The organism is Streptomyces sp. NPDC031210 (genome assembly GCF_055570395.1).
The window spans coordinates 105,467-119,870 of record NZ_JBVIHH010000009.1 but is presented as its reverse complement, the minus strand read 5'-3'; the positions used below and the strand labels follow the sequence as shown (position 1 = coordinate 119,870).

Here is a 14,404-nt window from a genome sequence, read left to right as displayed (position 1 = left end):
TTCAGGGACCGCGCCCAGCATGTGGGTGTCAGGTCGCTGCGGATGCGGAGTACCCGCTGCCGGTGACGGCGGTGCCGCCCGAATTCGGGGCGGAGCTGGTCGACTTGCAGCCCGAGGATAGATCTCCGCCAAGACCGGCAGGTAGAGGATTCGGTCGGCGCCAGGCGGGCCGTCGATGGTTCCGGGCAGTTCGCGCATCGCTTTGCCAGCCGGGTGCGGGAGGGGTGCGGCTGCCCGTCGCCAATCGGCTCCCAAAGGGAGGCTTACCACCCACGGGCGGGATTTCGGCCCGAGTGGAGTCGGCCCAGGAGGAAGGCCTGCGTGGCTGAGGTTGTGTGCCCGCACGCCGATGATCACGGCGACGACGCGCGGCGTCTGGTCGTCGGGCGCGGCTCCGGTCTCCTGGGCCAGGACCGTGGTGAGGGCGTCGGTCATCTGCCGGCCGAGGTCCTCCAGGCGGGCGGTGAGCGTGGGGGCGGCCCGCATCATCTCGAATACGGGGCCGAAGCCCGGGGTCAGGCCCACCTTGCGGTCATGGCGCCGCAGTTCGTCCCGCAGCCGGCCGAGCACCGCCCGGGCGGCGGACTCGCCGGACTGCCGGGCGCGCACGATGTCGGCGAGCCGCTGCGGGGATGCCTCGTGTGGCGGCAGGACGAGGTGTTCCTTCGCCTCGAAGTAGGTGTAGAGGGCGTGTCCGCACCTTTAGCCGCCGGCAGCTCCCTCTCCTGGACCGCCACGACCATCACAGCCGGCCATACCCTCCCGCTGCGCCCGGGCGCCCGCCGGACGGGCTTGCCGAGCACCTCACCGCGACCGGTCCCGGTGTTCCTTCCAGTGCTTCAGATTTCTTGGCTGGTCGAGGTACGAACGGTCCCGGATGGGTGCGGGGATGGGAGTTTGTCGCCTGTCATCAGAAGCAGGCCACCGGTGGCAGTGTGTGGGTCATGCCCGGTGAGGATGCGGGTACGGATGTGGCGGAAACCGGCGTCGGCGAGCACGTCGCGGTAGGTGGCGGTGGACCAGAAGGTGTCGGTGATCTCCTGCCATGTGTCGTCGGGCTTGCGCAGGCGGCTGTGGACCGGGGCGCCATCGAGGTACGGGCCGGGCTCGGTGTGCCAGTCGTCGTAGCTGGCCTTACCGATGGAGGCCGGGTCCGAGCCGAGTACGGCAAACCGGCCGCTGGGACGCAGGACGCGGTAGATCTCCGCGCAGATGGAGCCGAGTTCGTCTCGGCTGGGCTCGCAGATGAAGACGAAGCAACACATGCCTGCGTCCATCGACGCGTCCGGGAGGAACCGCAGCCTGCCGTCGAGGCTCAGGCGGTAGTCGACCCGCGGGGTCGGTCGGGCTCGGGCGAGTTCCAGCATCGCCGGGGATGTGTCGACCGCGCACACCCGGGTCCCGGACCTTGCGGCCGCGCGGGCTGGCTGGCCGGGCCCGCAGCCGTAGTCCAGCAGAGTGGCCGGGCCTGTCCGGTCCAGGCGCAAGGATTCGAATACGGCCGGGTAGCCGACCGTCCGTGCCAGTGTGTGGGGCGCGGCTGCGTAGGCGGCCGCGGTGCCCGCATCCTGCCAGGCGGTTAACGCCTTCGGCACTGACAGTTCGTCCATCGACTGTGCTGACCTCTCAATCGTGCTGATGCGGCAACCGACGGCCGGACAACAACCGCTGCGGTGACGAGGCAACGGCGTGCCGGCATCCCGCACTGCGCGGACTGCCGGGAGGGGACCGTACCGCCGGCGGCCCATCGCAGGTCGCGTGATGGCGTGAGTGGGCCCTTGAACCGTCTCGCCATGGACTGTGTTCACAGGTCACAGGAGCAAGTCCGGCAAGATTCAATATGGCCCGCAGGCAACGGCCCGCCAGGAACGGCCCGCCAGGAACGGCCCGCCAGGAATGGCCCGCAGGGCGAGGGCCGCCGTATGCCGGATAGGGGGCGTATCGCGGAAGGCCGCGAGCGGATCACCTCGCCCATGTGGGCGACGCCGGGCGCCCGCCGGGCTTTCGTCCTCTTGCAGGGCGGGGGAGTTCGCGTCAGTGTGTGGGCGGGCGCGGTGCTGTGTCCTGCGCGTCCTCGTCTCACGTCGGGAGAGAGCGTGACTCCGTTCGCCTTGCCCCATGGCCTCCATGGGTCGGGACCGCACAAGGTCATCGCCGTGCACGGGTGGTTCGCCGACCGGTCCGCCTTCGACGTCCTGCTGCCGGACCTCGACCGGGGCGCGTTCCAGTACGCGCTGGTCGATCTGCGGGGCTACGGCGAGGCGAAGGGCGCGGCCGGTGCGTACACCACGCAGGAGGCGGCGGCCGATGTGCTGGCGCTCGCCGACCGGCTGGGCTGGGACCGGTTCTCCCTGATCGGGCATTCGATGGGCGGCAGCGTCATCCAGCGTGTAGTGGCCGCGGCGCCGCACCGCGTGCGACGGCTCGCCGGCATCTCACCCGTCCCCGCCTCCGGGCTGCCCATGCCCCCCGAGCAGTGGGAACTGTTCACCTCCGCGGAGCACGATCCGGACAGTCGGCGGGCCATCCTCGACGTCACCACCGGCGGACGCCGCCCTGCGGCTTGGCTGGACCGGATGGTGCGGCGGTCCCTGGAGTGCAGCGACCCGAAGGCGTTCCGGGCTTGGCTGGATTCCTGGGCGGGGGAGGGGTTCCACACCGAGGTCGAGGGTTCGGCGGTCCCGGCGCTGGTGGTGGCCGGCGCGCTGGACCCGGCCCTGAGCGCCGACCTGGCGCGGCAGACGTGGATGCGATGGCACGCCGACGCCAAGCTCGTCGAACTGGCCTCGGCGGGGCACTACTCCATGGACGAGACGCCGCTGGAACTGATCCGGACGGTGGAGGACTTCCTGCGCGAGGACGACGCGGCGCGGGCCGGCGACGGTAACGGACAGGTCGAGGGCGCCGGGCGGGGCGGAGGGGAAGGGCCGGGGGCGGTCGGGTGACGGTGCCGACGGCGGGCGCGGCGGCCGCGGTGGATCCGGAGGTGCCGAATGTCTTCGACCCCCGCGGCTATGTGCACGGGCTGCCGCACACCGCGTACCGGTTGTTGCGCGATCGCCACCCGGTGGCCTGGCAGGAGGAGCACGAAGTGCTCGGCTGGCCCGCGGGGCCCGGCTTCTGGGCCGTCACGCGGCACGATGACGTCGTACGCGTCCTCAAGGACGCCCGCACGTTCTCCTCCCACCTGGGCGCGACCCAGATCCGCGACCCCGACCCCGCCGACCTGCCCTTCATCCGGCGCATGATGCTCAATCAGGACCCTCCGGCCCACGGTCGGCTGCGACGCCTGGTCAGCCGCGCCTTCACCCCGCGCCGGATCGAACGCTTCGCGACCGCCGTACGCGAACGGGCCCGCGGCCTGCTGGCGGCGGCAGCCGACACGGCACGCTCCGGGGACGGCGTCGTCGACATCGTCACTGCCGTCACCGACGAGTTCGCACTGCTCAACCTCGCCGACCTGCTCGGCGTCCCGGCCGTCGACCGTGGACTGCTGCTGCACTGGACACGCCGCGTCATCGGCTACCAGGACCCGGACGAAGCGGGCACGCCCCCGCTCGCCTCCGCCACGGAGGTGCCCTCGCAGGCGCCGCCCACCCCGCCCGTCAATCCACGCTCCCCGGCGATGCTGCGCGACATGTTCGACTTCGCGCGGGAGCTGGCCGCCCACAAGCGGCGGCACCCGGGCGACGACGTCATGACCGTACTCGCCCTGGACGAGGAACTGCCCACCCCCGAAATGGAGATGTTCTTCTTCCTCCTGACCGTCGCGGGCAACGACACGGTGCGCAGCGCCGCCCCGGGCGGCCTGTTGGCGCTGGCCGAGCGCCCCGAGGCGTACCGCGGCCTGCGCGCCGGAGCGGCGCCGGGTGCCACCTGCGTGGAGGAGCTGCTGCGCTGGCATCCGCCGGTGCTCAGCTTCCGCCGGACCGCCGCGTCCGACACCGAGCTGGCCGGCCGCCGCATACGTGCCGGGGACAAGGTCGTCGTCTTCCACGGCTCGGCCAACTACGACGAACGGGCCTTCGCCACCCCGCACCGGCTGGATCTGACTCGCACCCCGAATCCCCATGTCTCCTTCGGCGACGGCCCGCACAGTTGCCTGGGTGCGCACTTCGCCCGGCTGCAACTGCGGGTGCTCTACGAGGAGACCTGCCGCCTGCTCCCCACCCTGGCGGTTGCCGCTCCACCCCAGCGGCTGGTGTCGAACTTCATCAACGGTCTGAAGTCGCTGCCGCTACGGCTGTCTGACTGACGTGCCGTTGGATCCGGCAGCCCTCCGTCAGCCCTCAAGCGGCGTCGTCCGCCGGTGGCCGCAAGGCCCCAAGGCCCCAAGGCCCCAAGGCGCGAAAGCGCCCCCGTCCTGCCGTGGCGGATTCCAGAGGTCGTTGCAACACGTGGTCGGTTGATCAGGCCGCGAGCAGGCCAAAGTGAGGTGCTGATACCAGGCGAGCGTGGCTTCGTTCACGTTCAGCAGCAGCGTTTGTCGATGAGTTCCAGCAGCGGTTGGTCAGCAATCGAGCCGTGGATGTTCACGAGAACCAGCGGCGGGGCCGTGTTGCTGAAGCGGTCATCGTGAGGGGACGCTGCGGCAGTTCAGGTTGAGTCCCAGCCACTCGCGCGCCGGACGAAGGTGCGATGATCTGTTCGTGGCGACAGACGCCGAGTGGGCTCGGATTCGGAGGGACCTGTGCTTCGGGCGGGTCTTCGAGGGCACCGTGGTGGAAGTTCCCCGGCCCGGTGCGATCGGGATCTTCGTGGACATCGGCAGACTTCGTTGAACGCGTTCGTCCCAGTTGGCCATCCGAAGTCGGCCAGCCCGTTCGTGACCAAGGGCCTGTCATCCCCGACGAGTTGCAGGCCGTGCTTTGCTCCTATGGGCCGCCGGCCAACTCCCCATGAGACTGGAGAAGTGGCCGGCTGTCCTTCGGCGGCTGGTGCGTTGTCCGTGACTGTCGGCCGCACCCTCACGGACAGCGCACTAGCTGGAAGGGGTGCCCTCTTCCCTCGCGATACGGTGCTGCCATGTCGCGATCAAGCGAAACCGGATCAGTCTTGTCTTCCGTCACCGCGGACGACGTCGACCTTGCCGTGCGGCTCGCCGTGGGCGTCCTTCGGGACGCACCCCCGGAGGGGTGGGGCGGTAAGGCCGGTTCGCTGGAGTGGGACTGCTGGGAGACCGCAGAGCACCTCGCCAACGACCTGTTCTACTACGCCGTGCAGTTGGGGCCGCAGAGCCCACCGCTGGACACCCATGTGCCCATCGCGTTGAGCCAGAAGAGGCCGGACGGACCCACGGTCTTCCTCTACGCGGACCGTGACGCGGGTCCGGCCGGCCTGCTGCAGGTGCTGGAGGCGTGCGGCGCGCTGCTGGTCGCCATGGTGCGTACCACGCCGCCCCGGGTCCGCGCCCACCACGCCGCCGGGGTGTCGGACCCCGAAGGCTTCGCGGCGCTGGCGCTGCAAGAGACGCTGGTACACATGCACGATCTGGCGGAAGGCTTCGGGCTTGCCTGGACACCGCCCTCCGCTCTCTGCTCGCGGGTGCTCGCCCGTCTGTTTCCAGAGGCTCCGGGCGGCGCGGATCCCTGGCTCACCCTGTTGTGGGCCACCGGCCGCGCCGAACTGCCGGGGCACCCTCGTCTCACCAGGTGGCGCTCGGACAGCACACCGCGGTCATAGGAGCGGATCGGCCTCAGCCGCCTCCAGGCTGATGATGGTGCCCCTACGGCGGCGAGAGCACACCGGGCCACCCGTCCCAACCGGCAACCCGGCGCGGTCATCGCACTCGGCCATCAGCCACTCGGTTTCGAAGTACTCGTCGATGGTCCGCGGCCGTGAACCGATCCGGCGCCGCCCGTCGTGCAGATCCCACTGATCGACCAGCTCGTTCAGCTCGGCCAGTGAGCCGACTTCGGGGGCCGGGGCGAAGTGGTGGCGGCGGAAGCAGCCGATCTGTCCGTCCACTCCGCCCTTCTCGTGGGCGCCCTCGATGCCGGGCCGGCATTAGAAGCTCTCGATCCCGAAAGGTGATCCGAACGCGATCCACCGGTCGGCTTCCACCCTTGACCGGCTCAGACCCAGCACCCGGGCGACGGCGGCCTTCAGGTTGTCGTAGCGGCCCTTGCTCCGTGGGCCCCCGCCCAGCGTGCGGAGTGCATGGACGTGCCCTTCGAAGAAGGCTTCCTGGCCGCAGGACGCGAAGACGCGATGGACGGCCTTGCCCGATTAGGACAAGCGGAAGGAGAACAAGTAGCAGGAGAACAAGCAGCAGGTCACAAGCTCGCCAGCGAGCTGGACGGTCACATCGCCGAAGTCGACCTCGGCCACCGGCTTCACGACCCGTGAATATCGCCACCAGCGGCACGCCGATGCCCTCCCATCAGCGGATTCATTGCTGTGTCAGCGGGATTTCATCGGCCGTGGCTAGCGTCAGAGGCGTCTGATGCAGGGCACGTCTCACCCAGGGGACTCGTGAGTGTCCACGGACGGGTGACTACACGGGGGTTGAAGATGTCTGGTGACTTGGACGCGGCCAAGTCGAGCGACAGGCTGGGCTTGGGAGAGGGCGGTCCGGGCGGGGCCCTCAGTACCGATACGAGGTTGGGGCGGCAGTGGCCGCCCGATGGGCCGCGTCGGCGGTTGCCGACGGGGCGTCGCCGATGGCTGGCGCTCGGGGCGGTGGCCTGTCTGTTGTCGGCTGGACTGGGGTGGGCACTCTGGCCGCACCAGCCGAAGGCGATCCCTCTGCACCTGGTCGAGGGGACAGTCCAAGCGGATCTCCTCACCCCCGACAGGGTCAGCCAACTGGCCAGGACGACAGTGGTCTCCGGCCCCCGTTCCGATCAGCCGCACGCCCCGATCACGGCTTCTCCGTCGCAATGCGCCGTGGCGGTCGGGCCGGCGACCCAGTCCGTCTACGGGCATGCCTGGAGTGCCTTCCTGTCGGCCACCTACGAAGACACTGCCGGCACGGGTTCCTACACCGTGAACCAGGTCGTCGGGGTATTCCCCGACAGCGGTAAGGCCGGCGCGGCCTTCAAGACCCTCTCCGCCGGTCTCGCCCGGTGCCCGTCCTCCACTCGTACCGACCAGGCCGGGCGCACCTCGAAGTGGGCCTACACCAGCGAGCCGCCCACCTCGGTCGCCGTGGCCTGGGCCGCGACGCAGGACTCCGGCGCGGGATGGGCCTGTTACCACCAAGCGCGCCTGAAGGGAGCCACCCTCCTCCAGGTCGCCGTCTGCCAGGGCGGCAACGGCCAGCCGACCGCCGCGAAGCTCGCTGACGCGCTCACCAGAAAGGTGAACGGATGACCAGGTCAGCGCGGAAGACGACCGCTCGCGTCCGGCGAAGCGCACTGCGCGTCGCCTGCCTGCTCCTGGTGACGGTATTGGCGCCGATCGGGAACCCGGGAGCGCGGGCGAGCGCGGCCACCAGCGCTCCGGCTGTCGCGGCCCGGCCCGGCGCCGTTACGGCCCTGGCTCCACCCTCGGACATCGGCGCCGCATCGGCGACCCTTGTCCAGCAGGTCGAGGAGTACAACCGCCGGGAAGCAGAAATAGCGGAACAGGCACAGAAGTTGATCGCGGAAGCAGAGGCGATCACCAAGGAGTCTGCTGCCTACAACCAGCACGCCGCCGCGTACAACAGCAAAGACGCCGCCGTCGGCAAGGAGGTCGGCGACTTCAATTCGCGCTCGCAGGCCCTGAGAGCCAGGATCGCAGCCCACAACAGCAAGCCGAGGACTTTCCAACTGCCCAGGCAGGCCGCCGCGGCCGCCGCGTACGCCAGGGAGGCGAACGGGCTGAACGCCGAGAAGGCCCAGCTCGAGGCCAGGAAGAGCGCCCTCCAGAGCAGGAAGGCCCAGCTCGACGGGGAGAAGGCCAAGCTCAGCAGCGAGAAGCAGCGGCTCTCCTCCGCCACCTCGGCGCACGACAACCAGGTGAGCGCGCTGCGCAGCAAGGAGCAGGAGCTGAAGTCCCGGGGCCAGGAGCTGCTCCAGCAGATAGCTGAGGCCATGCAGAGCCTCGCAGACAATCCGCCGGACGCGGGGGCGGCGATGGACCAGGGCGGGGACGCGGCCAACCCGCCACGGCAGACCGACCAGTCCGCGGACCACGGGATCGACGCCGGCGGCAGCGACATGCCGTCGAGGCAGCCGCAAAGCTCCGCGCTGGAGGCGTACGCGAGGCAGAGCGGCACCACGGTGGACATGCAGCCAGGCACGGCGTACCTGTCGCCCAGTGCCGTCAGTTCCCTCCCCGCTTCTCAGGCAGCGCAGCTCGGCAGCCCGGTCGGCACCTATGACGGGCTGGTCCGCAAACCGAACGGGAACTACACGGCACTGCAGGTCCGAACGCCTGGGGCCGTCCCTGCGGGGCAAGCGGCCTTCGTCGCCGCAATCAAGCGCGGGGGCCAAGCCACCGTCACGGTCGGCGGTAGGAAGATGGTCATCGACCAGGTCATCGCCGTCCCGCAGGCGCCGGTCTCCCCCTCGCCCGGCGGCAGTACACCGTCCCCGTCTCCGTCCTCCAGGGGCAAGGCCGCCTGCTTGACCAAGAAGCCGGGCTCGGCGGACACCAGCGGCGGCGGATGGATCCTCAACACCACCCAGCCGGTGCCGGAGCGCAACAAGAAGACCACCCCGCGGGGCCGGGCCGGCACCCGGTCCGGCCCGGCCCAGGCATGTCTGACAAATCCCCTGGCGAAGGATGGGACCGAGGCCAGTGGCAATATCACCGGTTATCGGGACGCGAAGATACAGGCTCCTGGTGCCAACCTCGCTCGCTGCCACCTGATCGCCAAGAAGCTCGGTGGGAAGGGCAGCAACAAGAAGTACTGGGCGAACCTCTTCCCGTGCTGGCAGGTCGGGCTGAACACCACACGGGGCAGCATGCGGACTTACGAAGTGATCGTCCAGGAAGCCGTGGAGGCCCTCCCCGTGGGAGCGGGAGAGGCGGTGTACTACGTGGTGACGCCCGAATACCAGGACGCCACCAGTACGATCCCCAAGGCCGTCACGATGAGTGCCACGGTCCAGCGGCCTGATGGTTCGTCATGGCCGGTCTTCTACACGGTCGCTCTCATGAACGTCGCGCGCGTCGGCGGACCCAACCTGGGAAACTGAACCCCGCACCGCCAGGAGGCTGATGTGGCCCGCACCACTCCGTCACGGTCTGCCGACATCGCCGCCGTCTTCCCCGAGCTGGCCCCGCTGGCCCGGACGGCGACCCGGTTGCACCCGCGCCCCGGGTCGCCGTCCCCCCGGGACAGCTCGGTCGGCGGGCCGCTGCTGTGGCCGGCCGGCGAGCCGTGGCCCCACTGCGACGGCCCGCACCAGGTGTCGACCCTGCTGCCGGCGCGGTCCCCGGCGGATGTGCGGCTGCTGCGACGGATCCAAGCGGCCGCCCGGACCCGTCCGCCGGGCGGCCCGCCGTACACCCCCATGGAGCAGGCCGAGGTCGACCGGATCAAGGCCGGCAGCCCGGCCCCCACCGGGCCGATCGCCATGCTGGCCCTCGCCCAGTTGTATGTGCGCGACGTGCCCGCCATGCGCCCGCCCGGGGAGGCGGATCTGCTTCAGGTGCTGTGGTGCCCCTTCGACCATGAGGAAGAGAACATGCCCAGGGCCGCGCTGGTCTGGCGCGCCGCCACTGAGGTCGCCGACATCCTCACGCCGCCCCCGGAGCCGGCAGCGGTCCAGTACGGCGACTACGTACCCGAGCCCTGCCTCCTCCACCCGGAACAGGTCATCGAGTACCCCGCGGCCATGGAGCTGGACGAGGAGCTGCGTGAGCGGATGAAGGAGTGGAGTGCGCGCCAGAAGGCCGGCGCTGAGCCGGACGGCCTTGACGACGGAGCCGAGGATGCCTTCTACGACCGCGAGTTGTCCGTCGCGCCCGGTTGGAAGGCCGGGGGCTGGGCGCCGTGGAGTGTCACCGATCCCCATCCCCAGTACTGCGCCGTCTGCGGTAGCCGGATGCAGCCGATGCTGACCGTCGCCTCAAGCGAATGGGATCCGGACCGCCTCGGCTGGGTCCCGTACGAGGACCAGGCGGCCGCCGCTTCGCCCACCGCCTACCCCGATCCGGCGACACCGACCATGGTCTCCCTCGCCGGCGGCTACCACCAGCAGATCTACGCCTGTCCGGCGTCGCCGGAGCATCCGCACGCCGCGCTGTTGCAGTAGCGGCGGCAAAGCAGTGGCTGCCACACACCTGCTCGGCGATCTCCAGCCGCTCCAGCTCGACCTCCGCCCGACCAGCTCCTTGCGCAGCCATTCGGCCGGCCCGGGCAGCACGCGCCGCCGCCGCTCCTCCCGCGCCGCCTGCGCACGCATCGCGGCAGCTCGGGCACGGCGCTCCTGCGGGTCATTCCTGCCGGGCTCGTGGGACATACGGAGGCCCCTCCTCTCCCGTACCGGATCGAATCGCGTCGCTATACACGCGGCTGTTCCGGATGGACCACCCTCGTCAAGGCTAGGCACCGCCAGGCGACGTCCGCATCACCGACTGCCTGACTCTGCCCCTGGGCGCTGATCTCGCGCTCATAGGTCTTGCTGGCTGTGGTCTTGCTTGCTGTGGACGCCGATCATCGCCGCAGGCGAGTTGAGCGTTGGCCTCAGCGTTTTGCCGAGTCGGTGAGAGTGACACCGCGATCAGGTGTCACCTCAGCGCCGTGGCCGGAACCGTACTTGGTGAGCAGCAGGGCGATGTCGTCGGCTCGGTGCGAGGAGCCTCGGGCGTTGGACAGGAGCCGGTCGGCGATTTCGTCCAGTGAGTCCGCAGGGGCGTGGGCCAGGGATGTTCTCAGGCGGTCGATCCCCACGTCGATGTCGGCGTCGCGTTCTTCGACCAGCCCGTCGGTGTAGAGGGCGAGGATCGATCCTGAGGGGAGGTCGATCCGGGTTGCTGGATAGGCGCTTGCGCGATCCACGCCGAGCAGTGGGCCGACGTCCAGTTCGAGGGCGTCGGTCGTCCCGTCGGGACGGCGGAGCAGGGGCGGGGGGTGACCGGCGGTGACGGCGTAGGCGTGGTGGCCGGGGGGCTCGAGGTGGATGTAGCAGGAGCTGGCCAGCAGCCCGGGGTCGAGGTCGATGAGGGTTCGGTTGACGCCCGCCATCACATCGCCGGGCGTATGGCCCACTGCCGCGAAGGCCCGTACGGCGCTGCGCATCTGGGCCATGGTGGCCGCGGCGGCGATGCTGTGGCCCTCCACGTCTCCGATGACGAGGGAGATCCCACTACCGGTGGGGATGACGTCGTACCAGTCGCCGCCGATGTCCATTCCGCTGGTGCCGGGCAGATAGCGCGCGACGGTGCGGATGCCGGGGGTTACTGGCAGCCGGTGCGGCAGGAGCGCCCGCTGCAGGCCGCGCGCGAGGGCGAACTCCGAGTCGTACATCCGCGCTCGTTCCAGGGCCTGGGCGATCAGCCCGGCGAGTGCGGTGAGGACACCGCGGTCCTTCTCGGTGAAGGGGTGGGCCTCGTCGAAGCCGAGGACGCAGGTGCCGACAGGGCGGCCGGAGGCGATCAGCGGCAGATACGCCCAGGAGCTCACCTCGCCCGTGGGGATGCCCGGGTAGCCCTTGGAGAGGTCCTGCTGCGACTCGATGAAGAGCGGCGCACCGGAGGTCAGGGTTTCCGTACCAGGCAGCCTCGCATGCAGTGGTATGCCCTCCAACCAGTCGAGGAAGTCCGCGTGGTGGCCGGTGTGAAAGAGCAGGTGCATGGTTCCGTCGCGCACCACGTAGATCGCTAGCTGCTGGCCTCCGAAGGCCGGTAGGAGCTGGTCGGAGACCACTTCGCAGACTTCGCGGGCGGTGACCGCCTCGGTCAGCGCGCTGCCCAGTTGCAGGACGTGGTACATGACGCCCAGGCGCGCCGGTGTGGCAGCGGTCGCCGTCTCGGTCGAGGAGGCGGATGGCGTCGAGGGCGAGGGGGGAGCGCCGCAGGGCACCACTCGGCCGGTTACTCCGTCCCCTTCCGGATCGAGGGAGAAGGCGAGCCACTGGTCGGGCGGTCGGCAGGCCAGGAAGGAGACCGGCGCCTGCGAGATCATCGCGGACCGGTGCTGGTACTCGACGTCGGGATCGGACAGCCACGGCAGCACCTCCGAGAGGAACTGGCCCAGCAACTCGTCGCCGCGCACGCCCAGCAGCCGCAGGGTGCTGTGGTTGGCGTAGGTGACCCGCCCGTCGGGGGCGAGGGAGAACAGCCCGTCTCGCAGCCGTTCGACCGCGGCGACGGCCGCGCTGCCGGCCTGCGCGTCGACGACCGTGCCGACCAGGTGGGTACGCGCCCGTGCGTCGTTGCCCTCCGGTACGCGGCCCCACATCTCGACCGTGCGATACCCCTCGCCGCTGTCTGCGCGTTCCCGTATGCGCAGGCGCTGCGCGTTGACCCGGCCCTCGGCGGCTGCCGCGCGGGCGGTCGTCCGAAGGGCGGCGCGGTCGCCGGGGTGCAGGCACGAAGTAAGTGTTTCCGCTCGTCCGTCGAAGGCGAGGGGGTCGAGACCGAAGATCGCGCAGAGCTCGTCGTCGACGGTGAAGGTGCCGGTGACGAGGTCCCAGTCGAACAGGCCGGCTCGCACGGCCGGTGCCGAGGGGGCCGGGGTCTCGACGGGAATCGTCTGCGGGTCGCACTCGACGGGATCACCGGTGCGGGTGCGGAGGGCGGCGAGGGAGTCACCGAGCCGGTCGGCGACGCTCCGCACGTGGCGGCGTTGGTCCTCGGACAGCCCCTCGCTGCCGGGTGACGCCGCCCAGACGATCGCCAGAGCCCCGAAGGTCTCCCCGCCCGCGGCCACCGGCACGGAGCAGGAGCCGAAGGCGTACGGCAGAGCCACCGCGAGCTGCGAGTACCGGCGCATCGTCTCGTCCGCGTCGGCCAGGTGGATCGTGCGCCCGGAGCTGTACGCCTCGGCGACCGGGATGGGGCTGCTCACCGGAATCAGGCGCCAGCCACCGAGCAGGGAGGGTGGCACCCCGCACGTCGCGGCGAGAACGAGCGACCGGCGGTCGCGGGAGCGGAGAAACGCGCTCCCCGCGTAAGCGCCGGTTCCTTCGACGGCTTCGACGGCGGCTGCCGCGAGCAGATCCTCACGCTCCGCCGTCTCGCCGACGATCATTTCGCGCATAGTTCCAGTGTGCGCGGGTCGGCCCACCGGCCCAAGGCGGCAACCCAGCGGGACGCACCGATCACAGACCGCAACGTTTGGTCACCGTTTGCCGCGACCCGGCTATGGCTCCGCCCGGCCTGCGTCCGATGCGTTCGATGCGTTCGATGCGTCCAAGGCGTCGGATGCGGCCGATGTCCCGGTTCCGTTGCGCCATACCCGGAATACGGAGCACGCCTACCGTCTGGGTAGGGAAGACCCGCCACAACCGACAGTCACCCGCGCCCTGGGGCTCCACCTGCCCCTGTTGGTCCCCGACCGGGCCCGTGTAGCCCCGAAAGACGTCCGCGGTCAGCTTCGGCGTTGCCGGGCGTGGCTGTCCAGGCACACCGCAGCTCCAGTACTGATTTTCGGGCCCGGCCTGGTCGCCTCGGGGGAGCCGGGGCTGCCCGGGGTGGGGCCTTCCTTCGCTCTGTGGTGTCGAGTCTCCCGGCAGGCCGGTCGATTCTCCTCCGGGAGGTCGGCGCCGACCCCAACGTGAGGAGACGCTGTCCGCTGAGCTCAGAGAGTGCTGCTGACGCCCGCGCGGGAACACCTGGAACTGCAAGGCGGTCTGCCGTCCTCCACGCATAACGCTGCCCCCGCCCATCAGTGAGGCGGGGGCAGCCGTGAAGCCGGTCAGGCAGCAACCAGACCTGTCTTGTGGGCGTTGGAGTCGGGGAAGTCGAGGTAGAAATAGGCGCCGTCGTTGAAGCCCGTCCCGAGAACGGTCCACCTGCCGGCCTTTGCCGTGACCCAGCTCTTGCAGACTTCGTCTTGCGGGTTCCGGTTCTTCAGGTAGCACAGCATCATCTTCGTATCCCGGTCCGGCTTGACCTGGATGTCCGCACACCGGTTGGTCGTCACGTAGTAGCCGTCGCCCATGGGGGCATATTTCGTTCCGTCGTACTTCCATGCGCCGCCGATGCAGGAGGCGGCGGCAGCCGACACGTCTCCCGCCGGCGGGGACGTCGCGACGTTCGGGCGCTCGGACGGTGTGGCGGTGGCGGTCGCGGTGGCCCCGCCGAGGAGCCCGGCGGCGAGGACGCCTGCCGCGAGCGCGGTGGTGAACTTCGTACGTGTAAGCACAGTTCTCCTTCTGGTGCTCGATTTCTGGTGCTCGATGACGGATGCCGTCGGGGCATCCGTGGACGACTTCACCGGCTCGCGGATTGTTCGTCAGCCCTGCTCCGAGCGCCGAACAATCCCGTCGACGAGGCGCCCGGGTGCGTCTGCGGCGAGCGCGCG

11 protein-coding genes are annotated in these 14,404 nt (G+C 70.2%); 7 read left to right on the top strand and 4 right to left on the bottom strand.

Going from position 1 to position 14,404, the window contains the following annotated elements; translation table 11 throughout:
• Positions 1-839: 839 nt before the first annotated feature.
• Positions 840-1,610 (bottom strand): class I SAM-dependent methyltransferase, encoded by a 771-nt coding sequence (locus ACZ45Z_RS18340; protein ID WP_468363164.1) that lies wholly within the window; start codon positions 1,608-1,610, stop codon positions 840-842.
• Positions 1,611-2,096: 486 nt separating this feature from the next.
• Here ACZ45Z_RS18340 and ACZ45Z_RS18335 point away from each other — a divergent pair, with 486 nt between their 5' ends.
• The 3 genes from ACZ45Z_RS18335 to ACZ45Z_RS18325 all read left to right on the top strand — a co-directional run bounded on the left by ACZ45Z_RS18335 (position 2,097) and on the right by ACZ45Z_RS18325 (position 5,682).
• Positions 2,097-2,945 carry an alpha/beta fold hydrolase gene (locus ACZ45Z_RS18335; RefSeq protein WP_468363162.1) on the top strand — a complete coding sequence of 283 codons (849 nt, stop codon included), beginning with the start codon at positions 2,097-2,099 and terminating at the stop codon, positions 2,943-2,945.
• Positions 2,942-4,255 (top strand): cytochrome P450, encoded by a 1,314-nt coding sequence (locus ACZ45Z_RS18330; protein ID WP_468363160.1) that lies wholly within the window; start codon positions 2,942-2,944, stop codon positions 4,253-4,255. The genes ACZ45Z_RS18335 and ACZ45Z_RS18330 overlap by 4 nt, the downstream gene beginning before the upstream one ends.
• Before the next feature lie 770 nt (positions 4,256-5,025).
• The gene (locus tag ACZ45Z_RS18325; RefSeq protein ID WP_468363158.1) at positions 5,026-5,682 is read left to right on the top strand and encodes a hypothetical protein; all 657 of its coding nucleotides are present in this window, start codon (positions 5,026-5,028) and stop codon (positions 5,680-5,682) included.
• Here the strand turns inward: ACZ45Z_RS18325 and ACZ45Z_RS18320 are convergent.
• Positions 5,677-5,967 carry a hypothetical protein gene (locus tag ACZ45Z_RS18320; protein ID WP_468363156.1) on the bottom strand — a complete coding sequence of 97 codons (291 nt, stop codon included), beginning with the start codon at positions 5,965-5,967 and terminating at the stop codon, positions 5,677-5,679. The genes ACZ45Z_RS18325 and ACZ45Z_RS18320 overlap by 6 nt on opposite strands.
• Positions 5,968-6,159: 192 nt before the next feature.
• On the opposite strand from ACZ45Z_RS18320, the gene ACZ45Z_RS18315 reads away from it, so the two are divergent.
• The 4 genes from ACZ45Z_RS18315 (at position 6,160) to ACZ45Z_RS18300 (ending at position 10,190) form a co-directional block, all read left to right on the top strand.
• Entirely contained in the window at positions 6,160-6,348 is a 189-nt protein-coding gene (locus ACZ45Z_RS18315) for a hypothetical protein (RefSeq protein WP_468363154.1), read from the top strand.
• 165 nt (positions 6,349-6,513) lie between these two features.
• The gene (locus ACZ45Z_RS18310; RefSeq protein ID WP_468363152.1) at positions 6,514-7,314 is read left to right on the top strand and encodes a sensor domain-containing protein; all 801 of its coding nucleotides are present in this window, start codon (positions 6,514-6,516) and stop codon (positions 7,312-7,314) included.
• The gene (locus ACZ45Z_RS18305; protein WP_468363150.1) at positions 7,311-9,128 is read left to right on the top strand and encodes a DNA/RNA non-specific endonuclease; all 1,818 of its coding nucleotides are present in this window, start codon (positions 7,311-7,313) and stop codon (positions 9,126-9,128) included. The genes ACZ45Z_RS18310 and ACZ45Z_RS18305 overlap by 4 nt, the downstream gene beginning before the upstream one ends.
• Positions 9,129-9,152: 24 nt before the next feature.
• Complete coding sequence (locus ACZ45Z_RS18300) at positions 9,153-10,190, top strand: hypothetical protein (RefSeq protein ID WP_468363148.1); 1,038 nt, start codon at positions 9,153-9,155, stop codon at positions 10,188-10,190.
• Positions 10,191-10,621: 431 nt separating this feature from the next.
• Here the strand turns inward: ACZ45Z_RS18300 and ACZ45Z_RS18295 are convergent, their stop codons facing one another.
• Together ACZ45Z_RS18295 and ACZ45Z_RS18290 are read right to left on the bottom strand one after the other, a co-directional pair.
• The gene (locus ACZ45Z_RS18295) at positions 10,622-13,138 is read right to left on the bottom strand and encodes a SpoIIE family protein phosphatase (RefSeq protein ID WP_468363146.1); all 2,517 of its coding nucleotides are present in this window, start codon (positions 13,136-13,138) and stop codon (positions 10,622-10,624) included.
• A 657-nt stretch (positions 13,139-13,795) separates the two neighbouring features.
• Positions 13,796-14,245 (bottom strand): hypothetical protein, encoded by a 450-nt coding sequence (locus tag ACZ45Z_RS18290; RefSeq protein ID WP_468363144.1) that lies wholly within the window; start codon positions 14,243-14,245, stop codon positions 13,796-13,798.
• Between the last annotated feature and the right edge of the window lie 159 nt (positions 14,246-14,404).